Here is an 18,634-nt window from a genome sequence, read left to right as displayed (position 1 = left end):
CGGGCTCCGTAGCCGAGGTGCTCACGACGGAGACGATCTCGCGGGCCTTCCGCCATCCGATCGAGGTGACCCGGCACGGCCGGCGCTGGGCGGCGAGAGCCGTGAAGCGCGGCTGAGTACGACGCGAAGTCCGCCCGCGGGGTGTGCCTCACATCGGGCGCGGTTCACCGGAAGTCGCGCGATCGGTGCGCGAGACCGGTGCGCAGATCCTCGAAGGCGTCGGCGAGCACGTTCGCGACGCCCTCCGGGGAACGCTCCAGGATGCCGCGGACGATGAGCGCGGGGGAGTCGCGGGCGACCCGCCGATAGCGCCCCCAGACGCCGGCCGAGCAGATCACGTTGGTCAGGCCGTGCTCGTCCTCGAGGTTGAGGAAGGTGATTCCGCTGGCCGTCGCCGGACGCTGGCGGTGCGTGACCACGCCGGCCACTTGGATACGACGACCGGGCTCGTGCGTGCGCAGACCCTGCGAGGTGAGCACCCCGCGGGCGTCGAGCTCCGAGCGCAGGTGCGTCATCGGATGGTCGTCGGTCGAGACGCCGGTTGCCCACAGATCCGCCGCCAGACGCTCGTATCCCGACTGGTCGGGGAACAACGGCGGCTGCACGGCGACTGCGGTCCCGGGCAGGAAGCGCGCACGGTCCTCGGCGGCGGCCCCGGCCAGCCAGATCGCCTCGCGGCGACTCAGCCCCAGGCACTCGAACGCGCCGGCGGTGGCCAGCGCCTCCAGCTGCGCGGCGGTGGCATCCGTGCGTCGTACCAGGTCGTGCAGATCGCGGAACGGTCCGTGCTGCTCGCGGGAGGAGACGATCCGCTCCGCCAGCCTCTCGCCGATCCCGCGCACCCCGGACAGCCCCAGCCGCACCGCGAATCCGCCATCGCGACGGTGCGCGGCCGACTCATCGGGCGCGGTGCGATCGAAGGGCCCGATCGTCGGCTGCGGGGTGAGCAGACAGGAGTCCAGGCCGGTCGGCATCCGCTCCTGCGAGGGATCGAGCGACTCCAGACCGTCCAGCACGCCCGAGGCGTGCAGATCCGGCCGCAGCACCCGCACGCCGTGGTGGCGGGCATCGGCGGTCAGGGAGGACGCCGAGTAGAACCCCATCGGCTGGGAGCGCAGCAGCCCCGCCAGGAACGCCGCCGGATAGTGCAGCTTGAGCCACGAGCTGGCGTACACCAGCAGCGCGAACGACAGCGAATGCGACTCGGCGAACCCGAAGTGCGAGAACGCCTGGATCTGCGCGTAGATGCGATCGGCGGTCTCCTCGCTCAGCCCCTTCTCGCGCATGCCCTCGTACAGCGATTCCCGGATCCGCTCGATCCTCTCCAACCCGCGCTTGGATCCCATCGCCCGGCGCAGCAGGTCGGCCTCGTCGGCGGTGCAGTCGCCCAGCACCGTCGCCATCTGGATCAGCTGCTCCTGGAACACGGGGATGCCCAGGGTGCGCTCGAGGACCGGCTCCAGCACCGGATGCGCGTAGGTCACGGCATCCTGCCCCAGCTTGCGGCGCACGAACGGATGCACGGCCCCGCCCTGGATGGGCCCGGGCCGGATCAGCGCGATCTGGATCGCCAGCTCGTAGAACTCCCGGGGCTGCAGCCGGGGCAGCAGCCCCATCTGGGCACGTGACTCCACCTGGAACACCCCGATCGAGTCGGCCCGGCAGAGCATGTCGTACACCGCCTGCTCCTCCTTGGGGATGTCGTCCAGCGTCCACGTCTCCCCGGTGGTCTCGGAGATCAGGTCGAAGCAGTGCCGCAGGGCCGACAGCATCCCGAGTCCCAGCAGGTCGAACTTCACCAGCCCCATCCAGGCGGCGTCGTCCTTGTCCCACTGGATGACCGTGCGGTCCTGCATGCGGGCGTGCTCGACCGGCACCACCTCGCCCACCGGCCGTGCGGTGAGCACCATCCCGCCGGAGTGGATGCCCAGGTGTCGGGGAGCCTTCAGCAGCTCGCTCGCGTAGGAGAGCACATCCGCGGGGATGTCGTTGTCCTCGGATGCCTCGATGCCCGCGCCCCACCCGTCCACCTGCTTCGACCAGGCGTCCTGCTGGCCGGGGGAGTGCCCCAGCGCCCTGGCCATGTCGCGCACCGCGTTCTTGGGCCGGTACTGGATGACGTTCGCCACCTGCGCCGCCCGCTCGCGGCCGTAGGAGGCGTAGACCCACTGGATGATCTCCTCGCGACGGCTGGAGTCGAAGTCCACGTCGATGTCGGGCTCCTCGCTGCGCGTCGTGGCGAGGAAGCGCTCGAAGGGCAGGCCGTACAGGATCGGATCGACCGCGGTGATGCCGAGCAGATAGCAGACGGCGCTCGCCGCGGCGGATCCGCGACCCTGGCAGAGGATGCCGCGGCGGCGGGCCTCCTCGACGATGCCGTGCACGATCAGGAAGTATCCGGGGAAGTCCTTCTCCGCTATGACGTCCAGCTCGCGTGCGATGCGCCGCCTGCCGCCCTCATCGAGCCGGGGGTACTTCGCGGGGACCGCCGCCCACACCAGCGCCCGCAGGTGGCTCATCGGCGTCTCGCCGGGAGGCACGTCCTGCAGCGGGAGCGCGGGCTTGGCCCGTCGCAGCGGAAAGGCGCAGTCCGCGGCGATCCGCAGGCCGTTCGAGATCGCGCCCGGGTAGCGGCGGAACCGCTCGGTCATCTCGGCGCCGCTGCGCAGGTGCGCGGCCCCGTGCGCGGGCAGCCAGCCGTCGAGGTCGTCCATGCTGCGGGTGGCGCGCACGGCGGCGATCGCCTCGGCCAGCCCCGCCTTCTGCGGGGTCGCGTAGTGCACGTTGCCGGTGGCGACGACGGGCAGGTGCAGCTGCGCGGCGAGCGCGGCGAGGGCGTCGTTGCGCCTGCTGTCGAGCGGATCGCCGTGGTCGATGAGCTCGACGGCCACGTGCTCCTGCCCGAACAGATCCACCAGGCGCCGCAGCGGCGTCCCGGCATCGCCGCGATCGAGCCCTCGGCGCACACCGCCCTTGCGGCATCCGGTCAGCACCGTCCAGTGCCCTCGTCCGCTCTCCACCAGATCGTCCAGGTCGTAGCGGGGCCTGCCCTTCTCGCCGCCGCGCAGCTGGGCGCGGGTGATGGCACCCGCGAGCCGGTGGTACCCCTCCACGCCGTTCGCCAGCACGAGCAGATGGTCGCCGAGCGGGTCCGGCACGCCGGCGCGGCCCTTGCCCTTCGTCCCCGCGGCCCTCTGGCTCAGGGACCCCTCTGCTGAGGCTTCGCCCAGCGACAGCTCCGCACCGAACACGGTCTGCACGCCGGTGAGCTCGGCGGCTTCGGCGAACCGCGCCGCCCCGTAGAAGCCGTCGTGATCGGTGATCGCGAGAGCCGTGAGACCCAGTGCCTCGGCTTCGGCGAGCAGATCGTCGGGAGAGGACGCCCCGTCCAGGAACGAGTACGACGAGTGCGCGTGCAGCTCGGCGTACGGCACGGCATCCGCCGGCCGGGCGGCGGCAGGAGCGGATGCCGGGGTGCGATGCCTGCTCAGCGGTCCCGGATCCGCACGCGGGGCGATCGGCTCGGCGGATGCCGGCGGGTCCGTCGGCGCACTCAGCGTGCGCTCCAGCGTCCGCCAGTCCAGCGGCGGGTTGCTGAAGCCCATCAGCGGTACCTCCCCTCGGCCCACCAGGAGCCCTCGGAGAGCAGCACCAGCCAGGCGCGGTGCTGCCGGTCGAGCAGCTGGAAGCGATGACCGCTGAGGGCGCGTCCGGCATCCCAGCGGTGCTCGTGCACCGGCCAGGGGCCGGCCCAGCCGATCACCTCGCTGCCGTCGATGAGCGCCGGCGGGCAGGAGAGCCCGCCCCGCTCGCCGACGCTGATCGGCGCGCCGCCGGGGCCGGAGACCTGCACCGGACGCAGCGGCGTGAACACCTCGGAGGGCAGCGGGTCGGGCAGGCTCCCCGGCCAGGGAAGCGCGGGATCGCGCTCGAGCGCGGGACGCTCACCCCACGGGGTCAGCACCTGGCGATCGGCCAGCATCCGGCCTCCCGAGACGCTCGCGGTGGCGACGCTGGCGTGCCCGAGCAGCGTCTGCACCCGGGAGACCGCGTGGTGCAGGCGCTCGTCCGTGCCGGAGCCGAACAGCCCCGGCTGGTGATGGGCGGCGTCGTCCACGGCGACGGGGACGATCCGCACGCCGACGATGCCGCGGAAGGCGTGCGCGGCATCGGCATCCGCGGCATCCGCGCCGGTGGTCGACGACGCGGCGAGGGATTCGAGCTGCCAGCGCACCCGGTCCACGAGATCGCCGCCGTCGAAGCAGGTCGGATGCAGCCAGGTGCGCGAGAACACCGCCTGGTCGTCGTCGGTCAGGTCGATGCGCACCTCGGTGCACACCACGGAGCAATCGGCGAGCGCCAGCATCACGGCATCCGCGGTCCGCCGCACGGCGAAGGCGATCTGGTCGGACTGGGTCAGCGGCGCGTCGAACTCGATCTCCCTCGCCAGCTGCGGGTCGGGCGGCCGCGGGGTCGCAGGACGCGAGTCGGCCCCGCGGGCCAGGGCGTGCAGGCGGGCGCCGTGCTCGCCGAAGCGCTCCCGCACGGCCACGGGCTCCAGCTCGGCGAACCCGCCCAGCGTGTCGATGCCCAGGCGCCGCAGCAGATCCGCCAGCTCCGGCTCGTTCAGCACCTGCAGCGGCAGCGGCGCGAGGAACTCCCGCGCCCGCCCGGGTGGGATGACCGCCCAGCCCGCCTCGCCGGCGCCGCGCGCAGCCAGTTCGGCGGTGAACATCCCGTCGGCCACGCCGATGCGGGCCTCGGCGCAGCCGGCATCGGTGAGGACCGCGAGCAGGGCGGCGGCGGCCTCGCCCTCACCGCCGTGATAGCGCGAGATGCCGCGGGAGCGCAGCGCGGCCAGACCGGGGCGCAGCAGATGCGCTCCGGGGGCGTGCGCCTCGATCAGTCGCAGCACGGGCAGGAAGGCGCGCTCGTCCCGGTCGGTGTCGTGCGTCAGCATCCGCAGCTCCGGCAGGCGACTCTGCGCGAGCCGCTTGCGCTGGCCGACGCGCACCCCGTGTGCGCGGGCGGATGCCGAGCACGCCGTGACCACCCCGCCCTGCACGAGCGCGGTGGGCGGATGCGGGGGAGCGGCGCCCAGTGCCGCGCGCAGCGGCCAGTCGGGGAACCACAGCACATGCATCCGCGCGACGGCGGGAGTCTCTGCCGCTGCCTCCATCAGGCCACGCCTTCGACGAGCTCGGGAATCCAGGTGCGGGGATGATCGGTCGGAGCCTGGGGCACGGCCTCGATGCCGCCGAGGCCCCCGGGCAGCTGCACGCGCAGGCTCTGCGGACGCGGGGACTGCCGGGTCTGCGCGGTGATCGTCACGGTGCGGTCCGACAGCAGGCCCCAGCCTGTGCCGAGCCCGGACCAGTGCGGGTCGTGCAGGCTGATCAGCCCCTCGCTCTGCGGCCAGGGCGAGGGGGACGGCTCGCTCGTGGTGGCCAGCACGGTGCAGCCGCGATCGCGCAGTCGGGCGGCCAGTCGCGCGGCATCCGCGTCTCGCACCCGCGAGCCGGGGGCGAGCGCGATCAGCGGCACCACCTCGGCCAGCGCGGAGACGACGGCCAGCCATCTCTCGCCGGGGGAGGGCACCAGGATCAGCCGGGACAGGTCGATGCCGAAGGATGCCGCGGCCTCGATCCCCAGGGTGGGCATGCCCACCGCGGCGCACCAGCTGCCGCGCTGCGAGACCGCGCTCATCAGCGCGAAGAGCAGGCTCGGCGAGGGGGATGCCGAGTAGACCGTGCCGGTCTGCAGGCCGCCGCCGGGGAGCAGCTCCCGCAACGGGGCGGGCACCGGCAGCACCGCGTCGTCGCTGCGGCGGCGCTGCATCCGCCCGATCTCGCGGCGCAGTCGCAGGATGTCTCCCGCTCGCTCGTCGGCGGGGGAGAGCGCCGTCATCGTCCTGATCCCCATGCATCCATCCTCGAAGAAAGATTCGAACAATTCAAGTCCACTTCGAAGAGTAGATCGCACATCCGACATCCCTGTCTACCCTGGGATCATGCGGATCCAGTTCGAGAGCGAGGTCACCCGCTGGAGTGCGCGGATGGATGCCTGGTTCTTCGCCACGCTGCCCGAGGACCTCTCCCACGAGATCCGCGAACTGCCCGCGCCGCCGCGCGGCTTCGGCTCGCTGCGCGTGCGGGCCGGGATCGGCTCGACCACATGGACGACCTCGATCTTCTTCAGCGGGACGGCGTTCGTGCTGCCGCTGAAGAAGCAGGTGCGCGATGCGCAGTCGATCGGGGAGGGCGGCATCGTCACGGTCGATCTCGACATCCTCGACGTCTGAACGCGCCGGACGTCTGAACGCGCCGCGAGCTCTCCACAGGGCGTCAGCGCGCAGCGGCGGTTTCGTCTACCCTTCCAGCATGCCCTTCCACGACGTCGCCGTGCTGATCGCACACGTGCTGCTGGCGGCGATCGGGCTGTGGCTGGTCATCGTCGATGCGCGCACGCATCGGCTGCCCAACCGCATCGTGCTGCCGACGCTGGGCGCACTGACCGTGCTCGTGCTGGCAGAGGGGCTGCTCACCGGCGACGGCGGACGCATGCTGCGTGCGCTGCTGGGCGGCCTGATCCTCGGCGTCTTCTACGCGGTGATGCACCTCGGATCACGACAGGGGATGGGCGGCGGCGATGTGAAGCTGGCCGCCGTGATCGGGATCGTGCTGACCTGGCACGGCTGGTGGACGCTGCTGCTGGGCGCGGCCGGCGCATTCGTGCTCGGGGCGCTGTTCGCGATCGCGCTCATGCTGCTGAAGAGAGCGAACCGCTCCACGCGCATCGCCTTCGGCCCGTGGATGATCCTGGGGGCCGCTCTCGCGATCGCGGCCGGCTGACGGCGGGCTTCCCCGTGATGTCCGCGCGGGGGACTACGCTGGGCGCATGGCACTCGCACGACTTCACGGCGGCCCGCTCGACGGGCAGATCATCCCGCTCGAGGACGAGGATCAGAGCACGCTGATCCTGCCCTACAGCGAGACCCAGCTGACCTACCGTCGTGACGGTGAGGCGACCCGCACCGGCGCGCACGACGGTCCCACCGAGGTGGCGTTCCGCTTCGCGGAGTCCGGTGACGACATCTCACCGAATGACGACTGACCGGCTGCCGCAGCGCACCTTCGAGGTCGAGCGCAAGTACGACGCGGACGCCGAGACGGCACTGCCCGACTGGGCGGACGTGCCCGGCGTGACCTCGGTGAGCGAGGGCGAGCTGAGAGAGCTCGACGCCCGCTACCTCGACACCGACGATCGCGCGCTCGCGCAGCACGGCGTCGCCCTGCGCCGCCGCACCGGGGGACCCGACGCCGGCTGGCACATCAAGGGGCCGCGCCAGGGCGACGGCCGCCTGGAGCTGGGCTGGCCGCTGGACGACGACGATCGGATGCCGGATGCCGTGGCGCAGACCGTCGCGCAGTGGACCTCTGCTCCGCTGCATCCGATCGCCCGCATCGAGAACACCCGCACCGCCTACCAGCTGCGCGGGCAGGCAGAGGTGATCGCCGAGTTCGTCGACGATCACGTGCGCGCGACCGATCTGCGCACGGGCGCCCAGCGCGTCTGGCGGGAGTGGGAGATGGAGCTCGGACCGGCGGCTGCGGCCGACGAGGCCGGCCGGGAGGCGTTCTTCGCCGCGGTCGAGCGGGCTGTACTTGCGGCCGGGGGCCGTCCGCCATCCTCCGGCTCGAAGCTCGCCCGCGCGCTCGGCTTCTGAGTCGGCGCGCCCGGGAGCGCATCGCAGAGCGCATCGCAGAGCGGAGCGGCCGGCGCAAGCCCCTTCATTCGGGGTGCGCCGGATGCTGGAATGCCGGAATGAGCCCCACCGTGCAGCTCCGCTCCCTGCAGACCATCGTCCCCGACGTCCCGCTCGACCAGGAGACGGTGCGCGATGTGTTCGCCGGTCAGCCAGGACTGAGCAGGCTGACGCAGCGGCTGGTGACCGCATCGTTCAACGGATCCGGGATCGAGACGCGGCACACCGTGCTCGACGAGCTCGCGCTCGATGCCCAGGCATCCGACCCGCTGTTCTACGACCGCAGCAGCGGCGAACTGCTCGCACCGGGCACCAAGGCGCGCAACGAGATCTACATCCGCGAGGCGGATCGGCTCTTCGTGGAGGTCGCCCGGCGTGCGCTGCAGGCCGACCCCGACCTCACCGCCGCCGACGTGACGCACGTCGTCACCGTCTCCTGCACCGGCTTCCACGCGCCGGGGCCCGACTTCGAGATCGTGCGCGCACTCGGGATGCCCGATTCCGTGGAGCGCTACCACCTCGGTTTCATGGGCTGCTACGCCGCGATGCCGGCGCTGCGCGCCGCGCGGCAATTCTGCCTGGCCGACCCGGACGCGGTGGTGCTGGTCGTGAGCGTGGAACTGTGCACGCTGCACCTGCGCTCGGCCGAGGACCCCGACATGATCATCGCCTCGTCGCTGTTCTCAGACGGCGCGGCGGCCGGGCTGGTCACGGCGCGGTCGTTCGACTCCGGGGCGCCCGCGTTCCTCCTGGACCGCTTCCGGACGGCGATCGCCTCGCAGGGCGAGAAGGACATGGCCTGGACGATCGGCGACAGCGGGTTCGAGATGGTGCTGTCCACGGCCGTGCCGCAGATCATCGGCGAGAGCATCCGCACCGCCCTGCGACCGCTCTGGGACGACGACGACGAGCTGGCCGCCGCGTTCGAGGACGACCGCATCGGTGATCCGGTGGCGCACTGGGCGATCCACCCCGGCGGACGCAGCATCCTCGACCGGGTGCAGGAGCGCCTGCACCTCAGCGACGAGCAGCTGCATCCCGCACGCGAGATCCTGCGCGAGTACGGCAACATGTCCAGCGCCACGGTGCTGTTCGTGCTGCGTCACATCCTCGACAGCGCGGAGACGCGCGCAGGCGATCGGGTGGCAGCGATGGCGTTCGGCCCCGGGCTGACGGCGGAGAGCGCGATGCTCACCGTGCTCGCCTCCGGAGCATGATCCCCGACCTGTCCGAGCGCGCGACCGGCGCGCGCGAGCTGATGGACGAACCCGATGCCGATCGGGCGATGCTGGATCGCACCTACGCGCTGTTCCCGCTCGTCAACGCCGCGGTCTCGGGCTGGCGGGGAGTGTACCGCCGTGACATCCGCCCCTTCGTCCGCCGGGGCGCCCTGCGCGTGCTCGACGTCGGCGCGGGCGGGGGAGACCTCACCCGGATGATCGCAGGGCGGCTGCGTCAGGACGGCTGCGATGCGCAGGTGACGGGGCTGGACATCGACCCGCGCGCCGTCAGCTGGGCCTCCGCGCAGGACGGCCCGCCGGGCGTGCGCTGGCTGTGCGCGTCGACATCCGACCTGGTGGCGGACGGCGAGATCTTCGACCTCGTGATCTCCAACCACGTGCTGCATCATCTGGCACGGGGGCAGCTCGCGGACGTGCTGGCCGACTCCGTGCGCCTGCTCGCGCCAGAGGGAGCGGTGCTGCACGGCGACATCGCCCGCAGCCGCACCGCGTACGCGCTGTTCTCGGCGGCGACCTGGCCGCTGGCCCGTACCGTTCTGGCCGGGTCCTTCATCCGGCCGGACGGGCTCACCAGCATCCGCCGGGCCTTCACCGCCGACGAGCTGGCCGCCGTCGCCGGCGACGGCTGGAGCATCGAGAGGCGGATGCCGTCCCGCCTGCTCCTGCTCGCCCGCGGCCCGCGGGCGAGGGAGAGCACCGATGCCTGACGTGATCATCGCGGGTGCCGGGCCGGTCGGCCTGCTCCTCGGATGTCTGCTCGCCGGCCGAGGCGCGGACGTGCTCATCGTCGAGAAGCGCCGCGGATCGGACGAGCGCTCGCGTGCGATCGGGATCCATCCGCCCGGCATGGCCGCGCTCGACGTGGCCGGCATCGGCCCGGCGGTGCGCGCCGAAGCCGTCGCGCTCGGTGGCGGCGAGGCGCACGCCAGAGGACGCCTGCTGGCCGCGGTGCCCTTCGGTGCCGCGCGGCCGGCGCTGACGCTGGCGCAGCACCGCACGGATGCGCTGCTGCGCGCTCGGCTGCAGCAGGTCGGCGGCACGATCCGGGCCGGCAGCGCCGTGACCGGATTCCGCGACGAGGGCTCCCGAGTGCGCGTGCGCACCGCCGACGGCGAATTCGTCGCGCCGTTCCTGGTGCTCGCCGACGGCGTGCGCAGCGCACTGCGCCGGGCGGCCGGCATCGGCTGGATCGCACGTGGTCGGGCGGCGCGATACGCGATGATCGACATCCCCCGCGCTGAGCCCGGGGACCGGGTGGCGCGCATCCACTGCGAGCCCGCGGGACTGGTCGAGTCGTTCCCTCTTCCGGAGGGTGTGCAGCGGTGGGTCATCCGCCGCACCGACGACCGCGATGCGGTGACGGCGGACGGCTTCACTCGGATCATCCGGTCCCGCACGGGCATCGGCATCCACGTCCCGAAGGGGCTCTCGCCGACGACGTTCACCGCCGCTCAGCACCGCGCCGAGCATCTGGCGCGGGGAAGGGTGGCGCTGCTCGGCGACGCCGCGCACGAGATCAGCCCGATCGGCGGGCAGGGCATGAACCTGGGATGGTCGGATGCCGTGATGCTCGCGCCGCTGCTGATCGACGGCCTGCACGACGGCGTAGCCGATCTCGCCGGCTACGCGCGACGCGCCTCCGCTCGCGCCGCCGACGCCCAGCGGCGGTCGGCCTTCTACATGGCGATGGGCGCGCCCGCATCGCCGGCGGCGCAATGGGTGCGCGAGAGCGCCATCCGCCTGCTCGGCTCCGCGCCGCTGCGCGAGCGCGCTGCGGCACTGGTCACCATGGCAGGGCTGTGACCGAGAAGGAAGAGAGCCCGGTCCGAGGGGACCGGGCTCTCGCACTCGAGGCTGAGCAGCTCGAGGCTGAACTCAGAGGTTGATCATGTGGCCGGCGAGGCCGTGGAAGCCCTCCTGCAACGCCTCCGACAGCGTCGGGTGGGTGTGCACGTTGCGGGCCGCCTCGAGGGCGGTGAGGTCCCACTTCTGCGCCAGGGTCAGCTCGGGCAGCAACTCGGAGACGTCGGGGCCGATGAGGTGGCCGCCGATGAGCTCGAGGTGCTCGGCGTCGGCGATCAGCTTGACGAATCCGACGGGCTCGCCCAGGCCGTTGGCCTTGCCGTTCGCACTGAACGGGAACTTCGCGACCTTGATCTCGCGTCCCTCGGCCTTGGCCTGCTCCTCGGTCAGACCGAAGCTGGCGACCTGCGGCTGGCAGAACGTCGCGCGCGGCATCATCCGGTAATCGCCCAGCGTCTGCGTCTCGGCACCGGCGATGGTCTCGGCGGCGACGACGGCCTGGGCCTCGGCGACGTGCGCCAGCTGCAGCTTGGCGGTGACGTCGCCGATGGCGTAGATGCCCTCGACGTTCGTGCGCATGTGGTCGTCGATGTCGATGGCGCCGCGCTCGGTGAGCTTCACACCGGTCTTGTCGAGCCCGAAGCCCTCGATGTTGGGCGCGAAGCCGACCGACATGAGCACCTTGCCCGCGTCGAGCTCGCCGGCCTTGCCGTCGCGGGTCTCGTAGGTGATGTGCACCGAGGAGCCGTTGTCGGTCACGGTCTTCACCGCGGTGGAGGTGAGGATGTCGACGCCCAGCTTCTTGTACTGGCGCTGGATCTCCTTCGAGACCTCGGCGTCCTCGTTCGGCAGTGCGCGGTCGAGGAACTCGATGATGGTGACCTTCACGCCGTAGTTCACCAGCACGTAGGCGAACTCCATGCCGATCGCGCCGGCGCCGACGATCGCGATCGACTCCGGCAGCTCGCGGGCGAGGATCTGCTCCTCGTAGGTGACCACGTTCTCGCTCAGCTCGACGCCGGGCAGCAGGCGCACGGTCGAGCCGGTCGCGATGATCGCGTTGTCGAAGGTGACCTCTTCGGTGGTGCCGTCCGACTTCGCCACCGAGATGGCCTTGGGCCCTGTGAACGTTCCGCGACCCTCGTACTCGGTCACCTTGTTCTTCTTCATCAGGAAGTGGATGCCCTTGACGTGAGTCTCCGACACCTTGCGGCTGCGGTCGAACGCCGCGCCGAAGTCGAAGTGCACGTCACCCGAGATGCCGAAGAAGTCGGCCTTGTGGGTGAAGGTGTGCGCAACCTCCGCGTTCTTCAGGAGCGACTTGGAGGGGATGCAGCCGACGTTCAGGCACACACCGCCCCAGTACTTCTCCTCGATGATGGCGGTGGACAGTCCGAGCTGGGCGCTGCGGACGGCGGCGACGTATCCGCCAGGGCCCGCGCCGAGGATGACGACATCGTAATGTGGCATGCCACAAGCCTATCGTCTGCGTCGCGTGCGAGACGGGTGACCGCACCCGGATTCCGGCCGGATCGCACTCCCGTGGACTCGGCCGCATCCGATAGGCTGAAGGACCGGAGGAGGGAGACCCGTGACAGACGACAGCACGATCGGCGCCGGAGGCGCGATCCACCGCAATGGTGAAGTGCGGCACGACGTGACGCAGACGTTCGGCCACGAATCCGACCTCTCGTTCGTCCCGTTCGGTGCGGACCTGACCGAAGCGGAGAGCGCGGCCATCGCGGCGCTCCCTGCGGGTTCGGCGCTGCTGCTGGTGCGGGCGGGCGCTCTCGCCGGTGCCCGCTACCTGCTGGACGCGGAGGTGACGACCGTCGGGCGTCACCCCGAGGCGGACATCTTCTTCGACGACGTCACCGTGTCGCGGCGTCACGCCGAGATCACCCGTGCGGGCTCCGTGTTCGAGATCATCGATCAGCGCTCGCTGAACGGCACCTACGTCAACGGCGAGCGTGTCGACCGCAGCGAGCTGGCGAACGGCTACGAGTTGCGCATCGGCAAGTTCCGGATGAACTTCTTCGCCTCCCCGGTCGATCTCGCGGCGGCGAACGACTGATGGCGTCGGCCGGCGCCGCCCGGGGACGCTCCGCGCCCGCTGGGCTCCTCAGCATCGGCCAGGTTCTGGCTCGTCTCACACCGGAGTTCTCGCAGCTCACCTCGAGCAAGCTGCGGTTCCTCGAGGTGCAGGGCATCGTCACGCCCTCGCGCACCGAGTCCGGGTACCGCAAGTTCTCCGGTCACGACGTGGAGCGCCTGCGCACCGCCCTCACGCTGCAGCGCGACCACTACCTTCCGCTCAGCGTCATCCGCGAGCAGCTCGACGAGGCCGAGGCGAACGGTCAGGGCTGGGGCGACATCGTGCCCCGCTCGATCACCCCGCCGGCGCGGCGCCATCGGCGTGACGAGCTGCTCGCGCGCACGGGCGCCACGCCGCAGCTGCTGAACGACGCCATCAGCGCGGGCCTGATCGTGGCCGCCGAGTCGTACACCGAGCAGGTGTCGTCGCTGCTGTCCGGACTGGTCACGCTGGCCAGGCACGGCATCGAGCCCCGGCACCTGCGCAGCCTGCGCCAGAACGCGGAGCGCGAGGCCGCCCTGATCGAATCGGCGCTGTCCACGCTGCTGCGACGCACGGATGCCGCCTCCCGCGGCCGCGCCGCGGAACTCGCCCCCGAGCTGGCCACGCGCATCGACGAGGTGCGCAGTCTGATGGTGCGTCAGGCGCTGGACCGCGCGCTTTCGTAACGAACCGGTTGCGACACACCTTCGGCGCCGACCGGATGTCGTTGCCGCGGTGGGGGTGCTGCTCTAGCGTTGAGGTATTCGTTCAGGAGAGGACAGACGTATGAATGCGGATGAGCTGGCAGGCGACCCGCGGTTCGTGACCGAGCTCCTCTTCACCGACGGGCTCCCCGCCATGGACGACGAGGTCGGCTACCGCGGCGCGGTGGCGGCACGCGCCGCAGGCATCACCTACCGCCAGCTGGACTACTGGGCGCGCACCGAACTGGTGGTCCCCACCGTGCGCGGCGCGTCCGGCTCGGGTTCGCAGCGGCTGTACGGCTTCCGCGACATCCTCGTGCTCAAGCTCGTCAAGCGACTGCTGGACACCGGCATCTCGCTGCAGCAGATCCGCACCGCCGTCGAGCAGCTGCGCGCCGCCGGCATCCGCGATCTGGCAGGCACCACGCTGATGAGCGACGGCGCCTCCGTGTACCTGTGCACCTCGAACGACGAGGTCATCGACCTGGTCAGCCGCGGCCAGGGCGTGTTCGGCATCGCCGTCGGCAAGGTGCTGCGCGAGGTGGAGTCCACGCTGGTCGAGTTCGACCCGACTGCTCCCGATCCCGTGGACGAGCTCGCAGCCCGTCGCGCCAAGCGCACCGCGTAAAGCGGGAGATCGTCAGGCGGGGGCGCCGGCCTCGGGAACTGCCACGCGCCCGGTGCGGATGATGCGGTCCAGCAGCTGGTCGAAGTCGGCCGCGAGCTCCTGAGCGGAGTCCCCCGGCCAGATGTGCAGCGGCTTGGCGGCACCCTGAGCCTGCTGCAGCGAGGTGCGCTCGGGCAGCTGCGGCGCCAGCACCAGCGGACCGAACATGTCGCGCAGCTCCTTGATGCGGAACTGGTGCTCGATCGACTGCGGGCGCACCCGGTTCACGACGATTCCCAGCGGCTGCAGGCGGGGGGAGAGGCCGCGGCGGATCTCCTCGATGGCACGCAGCGCGCGGTCCGCCGCGGCGACCGAGAACAGTCCCGGCTCCGTGACCACCATCACGCGGTCGCTGGCCGCCCAGGCCGTGCGCGTGAGCGCGTTCAGGGAGGGCGCGCAGTCGATGAGCACGAGGTCGTACTCGCTCTCGACGGTCGCAAGCGCCTCTTCGAGCTTCCACACGTCGCGCACGCTGGGGTGCGGTCCGTCGAAGTTGATCGCCGACGGGCTGCCGATCAGCAGGTCGATCGTGCCGGGGTGCACCTTGGCCCAGCCGCTGGTGGTGATCGCCTGACGGACCACCTTCTCCTTCGGGTTCTCCAGCACGTCGGCGATGTTCAGCCGGCCCGCGATCTGGATGTCCATGCCCGTGGAGACGTCCGACTGCGGGTCGAGGTCGACCACGAGGGTTCGGATGCCACGGGCGAAGGCGGCGGAGGCGAGACCGAGGGTCACGGTCGTCTTGCCGACGCCTCCCTTGAGGGAGCTGACGCTGAGTACGTGCACGACTTACACGTTACCGTGCCGTTGCCGTGAGACTCCTCCGTGCCCCGCGCGCCGGGTTCACGCGGTGGGAGGCACGGGCCGGCAGGCATTAGTGTGGGGACACACTCAGCCTCCGCTCCGCGCGCGGCATCCGGCGCGCGACGACCTCCGAAGAGGTGTGCATGTTCCAGAAGATCCTGGTGGCCAACCGTGGTGAGATCGCGATCCGCGCATTCCGCGCGGCGTACGAGGTGGGGGCTCGGACCGTCGCCGTGTTCCCGTATGAGGACCGGGGCTCGCTGCATCGGCTGAAGGCCGACGAGGCCTACGAGATCGGCGAGCGCGGTCACCCCGTGCAGGCCTACCTCGACGTGGACGGGATCATCGCCGTGGCGCTCGACGCCGGTGCCGATGCGATCTACCCGGGCTACGGATTCCTCTCCGAGAACCCCGAGCTGGCCGAGAAGGCCGCCGCTGCGGGCATCACCTTCATCGGTCCGCCCGCGCAGGTGCTGGAGATGGCGGGCAACAAGGTGGAGGCCAAGCGGCACGCAGTGGAGGCCGGCGTCCCCGTGCTGCGCTCGACCGAGGCATCCGACGACGTCGAGGCGCTGGTCGCGCAGTCCGACGAGATCGGGTTCCCGCTGTTCGCGAAGGCCGTCGCCGGAGGCGGCGGCCGCGGAATGCGCCGCGTGGAGACCAAGGGCGAGCTCGCGCCGGCGCTGGCCGAGGCCATGCGCGAGGCGGGGGCCGCGTTCGGCGATTCGCGGATGTTCCTGGAGCAGGCCGTGCTGCGCCCGCGTCACATCGAGGTGCAGATCCTCGCCGACGGGCGGGGGAGCACCGTGCACCTGTTCGAGCGGGACTGCTCGGTGCAGCGCCGCCACCAGAAGGTGATCGAGATAGCCCCCGCGCCGAACCTGGACGAGAAGACCCGCAGCGACCTGCATCGTCACGCGATCGCGTTCGCGCGGTCGATCGGCTACCAGAACGCGGGAACGGTGGAGTTCCTGCTCGAGACGGCCGGACCCCGCACGGGGGAGGTCGTCTTCATCGAGATGAACCCCCGCATCCAGGTCGAGCACACGGTGACCGAGGAGGTCACCGACGTCGACCTCGTCCGTGCGCAGATGCAGATCGCGAACGGCGCGACCCTCGCAGATCTCGATCTCGAGCAGGACGACATCCAGCTGCGCGGCGCCGCGCTGCAGTGCCGCATCACGACCGAGGACCCGACGCAGGGCTTCCGGCCGGACACGGGGAAGATCACCACCTACCGCTCCCCGGGCGGCGCCGGCATCCGCCTCGACGGCGGGACCACGGCTGCGGGCTCCCAGATCAGCCCCTACTTCGACTCGATGCTCTCCAAGCTGACCTGTCGCGGGCGCTCGTTCAACAGCGCGGTCTCCCGCGCACGACGCGCACTGGCCGAGTTCCGCATCCGCGGCGTGTCGACGAACATCCCCTTCCTGCAGGCCGTGCTGGACGACCCCTCCTTCGCGGCGGGCGACCTGTCCACCTCGTTCATCGACGAGCGTCCCGAGCTGCTGCGCGGGCGGGTCTCGAAGGACCGCGGATCGAAGATCCTGCGGTGGCTCGTGGACGTCACGGTGAACAAGCCGAACGGCGAGAACCCGCTGGCCCTGCCGCCCTCGCACAAGCTCCCCGCGCTCGACCTCGGCGTCGAGCCGCCCGCGGGCTCGCGCCAGCGGCTGCAGGAGCTGGGGCCGGCCGGCTTCGCGGCGGCGCTGCGCGAGCAGAAGGCACTCGCCGTCACCGAGACGACGTTCCGCGACGCGCACCAGTCGCTGCTGGCCACGCGCGTGCGCACCAGCGATCTCGTCGCGGTCGCGCCGTACGTCGCCCGCATGACCCCGCAGCTGCTCTCGGTGGAGGCCTGGGGCGGCGCGACCTACGATGTCGCACTGCGCTTCCTCGGCGAGGACCCGTGGGAGCGACTGGCGGCACTGCGCACGGCGCTGCCGAACATCAACATCCAGATGCTGCTGCGCGGGCGCAACACCGTCGGGTACACGCCGTACCCCACCGAGGTGACCGACGCGTTCGTGCGCGAGGCCGCCGCGACAGGCGTGGACATCTTCCGCATCTTCGACGCGCTCAACGACGTGTCCCAGATGCGCCCCGCGATCGACGCGGTGCTGGGCACCGGCACCGCGGTCGCGGAGGCGGCGCTCTGCTACACGGGTGACCTGCTCGATCCCGCCGAGGACCTGTACACGCTGGACTACTACCTGCGCCTCGCCGAGCAGATCGTGGACGCAGGTGCGCACGTGATCGGCATCAAGGACATGGCCGGTCTGCTGCGCCCTGCAGCGGCCGCGAAGCTCGTGACGGCGCTGCGCGAGCGGTTCGACCAGCCCGTGCACGTGCACACGCACGACACCGCCGGCGGCCAGCTGGCGACCCTGCTCGCTGCGAGCGGAGCCGGAGCGGATGCCGTGGATGTGGCGTCCGCGCCGATGTCGGGCACCACCAGCCAGCCGTCCCTGTCGGCCCTGATCGCGGCGCTCGCGCACACCGAGCGCGACACCGGCATCGATCTTCAGGCGGCATCGGACCTGGAGCCGTACTGGGAGGCGATGCGTCACCTGTACCGCCCGTTCGAGTCGGGCCTGCCGAGCCCCACCGGGCGCGTGTACCACCACGAGATCCCCGGCGGGCAGCTGTCGAACCTGCGTCAGCAGGCCATCGCGCTGGGGCTGGCCGACGACTTCGAGCTCATCGAGGACATGTACGCCGCGGCGAACGACATCCTCGGCCGCGTGCCGAAGGTGACTCCGTCCTCCAAGGTGGTCGGAGACCTGGCGCTGCACCTCGCAGCGGTCAAGGCGGACCCCGCCGACTTCGCCGCGAACCCGGAGCGCTACGACATCCCGGACTCCGTGGTGGGATTCATGGCGGGGGAGCTGGGCGATCTGCCCGGCGGCTGGCCCGAGCCGTTCCGAAGCAAGGTGCTCGCGGGCCGCGCCGCCAAGGCGAGCATCACGCCGCTCACCGATGCCCAGCGGGCGGCACTGAACGGCACGTCCGGCGAACGTCGCGACATGCTCAACGAGCTTCTCTTCCCGGTGCCGACGAAGACCTTCCGGCAGGGCCGCGAGGAGTTCGGCGACCTTTCCGTGCTGGGGACGTCCGACTACCTGTACGGGCTGGTTCCCGGGGCCGAGCACGCCGTCGAGATCGAGCGCGGGGTGCGGCTGTACGTCGGTCTCGAAGCGATCGGCGAGGCGGATCCGAAGGGCATGCGCACGGCCATGACCACCCTGAACGGGCAACTGCGTCCGGTCTCGGTGCGGGACCGCTCGATCATCGTGGACGCCCGCGAGACCGAGAAGGCCGACACCTCCAAGCCCGGCCAGATCGCGGCCCCGTTCTCGGGCGCGGTGACGCTGAAGGCGGTGGAGGGGCAGCCGGTGAAGGCCGGTGACGCCGTGGCATCCATCGAGGCGATGAAGATGGAGGCGGCGATCACGAGTCCGGTCGACGGCGTGGTCGAGCGCCTCGCGATCGACGAGACCCAGCAGGTCGACGCCGGTGATCTTTTGGTCGTGGTCCGTCCCGCGCACTAATCTTGGGCGGGCGCATGTCTGC

16 protein-coding genes are annotated in these 18,634 nt (G+C 71.4%); 11 read left to right on the top strand and 5 right to left on the bottom strand.

Annotated elements, in window-relative coordinates; translation table 11 throughout:
- Positions 1 to 164: 164 nt before the first annotated feature.
- From Q9R19_RS08025 to Q9R19_RS08015, 3 genes are read right to left on the bottom strand one after another with little or no spacing between them, the layout of a single operon-like run.
- Positions 165 to 3,605, bottom strand: a complete 3,441-nt coding sequence (locus Q9R19_RS08025) for an error-prone DNA polymerase (RefSeq protein WP_311255788.1) — start codon at positions 3,603 to 3,605, stop codon at positions 165 to 167.
- Complete coding sequence (locus Q9R19_RS08020) at positions 3,605 to 5,179, bottom strand: DNA polymerase Y family protein (protein ID WP_311255787.1); 1,575 nt, start codon at positions 5,177 to 5,179, stop codon at positions 3,605 to 3,607. The genes Q9R19_RS08025 and Q9R19_RS08020 overlap by 1 nt, the downstream gene beginning before the upstream one ends.
- Positions 5,179 to 5,922 (bottom strand): hypothetical protein, encoded by a 744-nt coding sequence (locus Q9R19_RS08015; protein ID WP_311255786.1) that lies wholly within the window; start codon positions 5,920 to 5,922, stop codon positions 5,179 to 5,181. The genes Q9R19_RS08020 and Q9R19_RS08015 overlap by 1 nt, the downstream gene beginning before the upstream one ends.
- Positions 5,923 to 6,010: 88 nt before the next feature.
- Here Q9R19_RS08015 and Q9R19_RS08010 point away from each other — a divergent pair, with 88 nt between their 5' ends.
- The 7 genes from Q9R19_RS08010 to Q9R19_RS07980 all read left to right on the top strand — a co-directional run bounded on the left by Q9R19_RS08010 (position 6,011) and on the right by Q9R19_RS07980 (position 10,809).
- The gene (locus tag Q9R19_RS08010) at positions 6,011 to 6,301 is read left to right on the top strand and encodes a DUF1905 domain-containing protein (RefSeq protein WP_311255785.1); all 291 of its coding nucleotides are present in this window, start codon (positions 6,011 to 6,013) and stop codon (positions 6,299 to 6,301) included.
- 79 nt (positions 6,302 to 6,380) lie between these two features.
- Complete coding sequence (locus tag Q9R19_RS08005) at positions 6,381 to 6,851, top strand: A24 family peptidase (RefSeq protein ID WP_311255784.1); 471 nt, start codon at positions 6,381 to 6,383, stop codon at positions 6,849 to 6,851.
- A 46-nt stretch (positions 6,852 to 6,897) separates the two neighbouring features.
- A complete protein-coding gene (locus Q9R19_RS08000; protein ID WP_311255783.1) occupies positions 6,898 to 7,113 on the top strand; it encodes a response regulator in 216 nt (71 codons plus the stop codon).
- On the top strand, positions 7,103 to 7,726 hold the full coding sequence (locus tag Q9R19_RS07995) for a CYTH domain-containing protein (protein WP_311255782.1): 624 nt from the start codon (positions 7,103 to 7,105) through the stop codon (positions 7,724 to 7,726). The genes Q9R19_RS08000 and Q9R19_RS07995 overlap by 11 nt, the downstream gene beginning before the upstream one ends.
- Positions 7,727 to 7,824: 98 nt before the next feature.
- Positions 7,825 to 8,982 (top strand): type III polyketide synthase, encoded by a 1,158-nt coding sequence (locus Q9R19_RS07990; RefSeq protein WP_311255781.1) that lies wholly within the window; start codon positions 7,825 to 7,827, stop codon positions 8,980 to 8,982.
- The gene (locus tag Q9R19_RS07985) at positions 8,979 to 9,713 is read left to right on the top strand and encodes a methyltransferase domain-containing protein (RefSeq protein WP_311255780.1); all 735 of its coding nucleotides are present in this window, start codon (positions 8,979 to 8,981) and stop codon (positions 9,711 to 9,713) included. The genes Q9R19_RS07990 and Q9R19_RS07985 overlap by 4 nt, the downstream gene beginning before the upstream one ends.
- Positions 9,706 to 10,809 (top strand): NAD(P)/FAD-dependent oxidoreductase, encoded by a 1,104-nt coding sequence (locus tag Q9R19_RS07980; protein WP_311255779.1) that lies wholly within the window; start codon positions 9,706 to 9,708, stop codon positions 10,807 to 10,809. Before Q9R19_RS07985 ends, Q9R19_RS07980 begins: the two co-directional genes overlap by 8 nt.
- Positions 10,810 to 10,881: 72 nt before the next feature.
- Here Q9R19_RS07980 and lpdA read toward each other — a convergent pair whose 3' ends face one another.
- A complete protein-coding gene (gene lpdA, locus Q9R19_RS07975; protein WP_311255778.1) occupies positions 10,882 to 12,279 on the bottom strand; it encodes a dihydrolipoyl dehydrogenase in 1,398 nt (465 codons plus the stop codon).
- Between the two features lie 139 nt (positions 12,280 to 12,418).
- Here lpdA and Q9R19_RS07970 point away from each other — a divergent pair, with 139 nt between their 5' ends.
- The 3 genes from Q9R19_RS07970 (at position 12,419) to Q9R19_RS07960 (ending at position 14,218) form a co-directional block, all read left to right on the top strand.
- On the top strand, positions 12,419 to 12,883 hold the full coding sequence (locus Q9R19_RS07970) for an FHA domain-containing protein (protein WP_396653468.1): 465 nt from the start codon (positions 12,419 to 12,421) through the stop codon (positions 12,881 to 12,883).
- The gene (locus tag Q9R19_RS07965) at positions 12,883 to 13,572 is read left to right on the top strand and encodes a MerR family transcriptional regulator (RefSeq protein ID WP_311255777.1); all 690 of its coding nucleotides are present in this window, start codon (positions 12,883 to 12,885) and stop codon (positions 13,570 to 13,572) included. Before Q9R19_RS07970 ends, Q9R19_RS07965 begins: the two co-directional genes overlap by 1 nt.
- A 100-nt stretch (positions 13,573 to 13,672) precedes the next feature.
- Positions 13,673 to 14,218, top strand: a complete 546-nt coding sequence (locus tag Q9R19_RS07960; RefSeq protein WP_311255776.1) for a MerR family transcriptional regulator — start codon at positions 13,673 to 13,675, stop codon at positions 14,216 to 14,218.
- Between the two features lie 12 nt (positions 14,219 to 14,230).
- Here the strand turns inward: Q9R19_RS07960 and Q9R19_RS07955 are convergent, their stop codons facing one another.
- A complete protein-coding gene (locus Q9R19_RS07955; RefSeq protein ID WP_311255775.1) occupies positions 14,231 to 15,043 on the bottom strand; it encodes a ParA family protein in 813 nt (270 codons plus the stop codon).
- Between the two features lie 161 nt (positions 15,044 to 15,204).
- Between Q9R19_RS07955 and Q9R19_RS07950 the strand changes: the two genes are divergently transcribed.
- Positions 15,205 to 18,612, top strand: a complete 3,408-nt coding sequence (locus tag Q9R19_RS07950; RefSeq protein ID WP_311255774.1) for a pyruvate carboxylase — start codon at positions 15,205 to 15,207, stop codon at positions 18,610 to 18,612.
- The last annotated feature ends 22 nt before the right edge of the window (positions 18,613 to 18,634 follow it).

The sequence above is a fragment of the Microbacterium sp. ARD32 genome (assembly GCF_031844385.1).
In the GTDB taxonomy this organism is placed as follows: domain Bacteria; phylum Actinomycetota; class Actinomycetes; order Actinomycetales; family Microbacteriaceae; genus Microbacterium.
The sequence above is the reverse complement of the archived record's forward strand: the minus strand, read 5'-3'. Positions and strand labels throughout refer to the sequence as shown.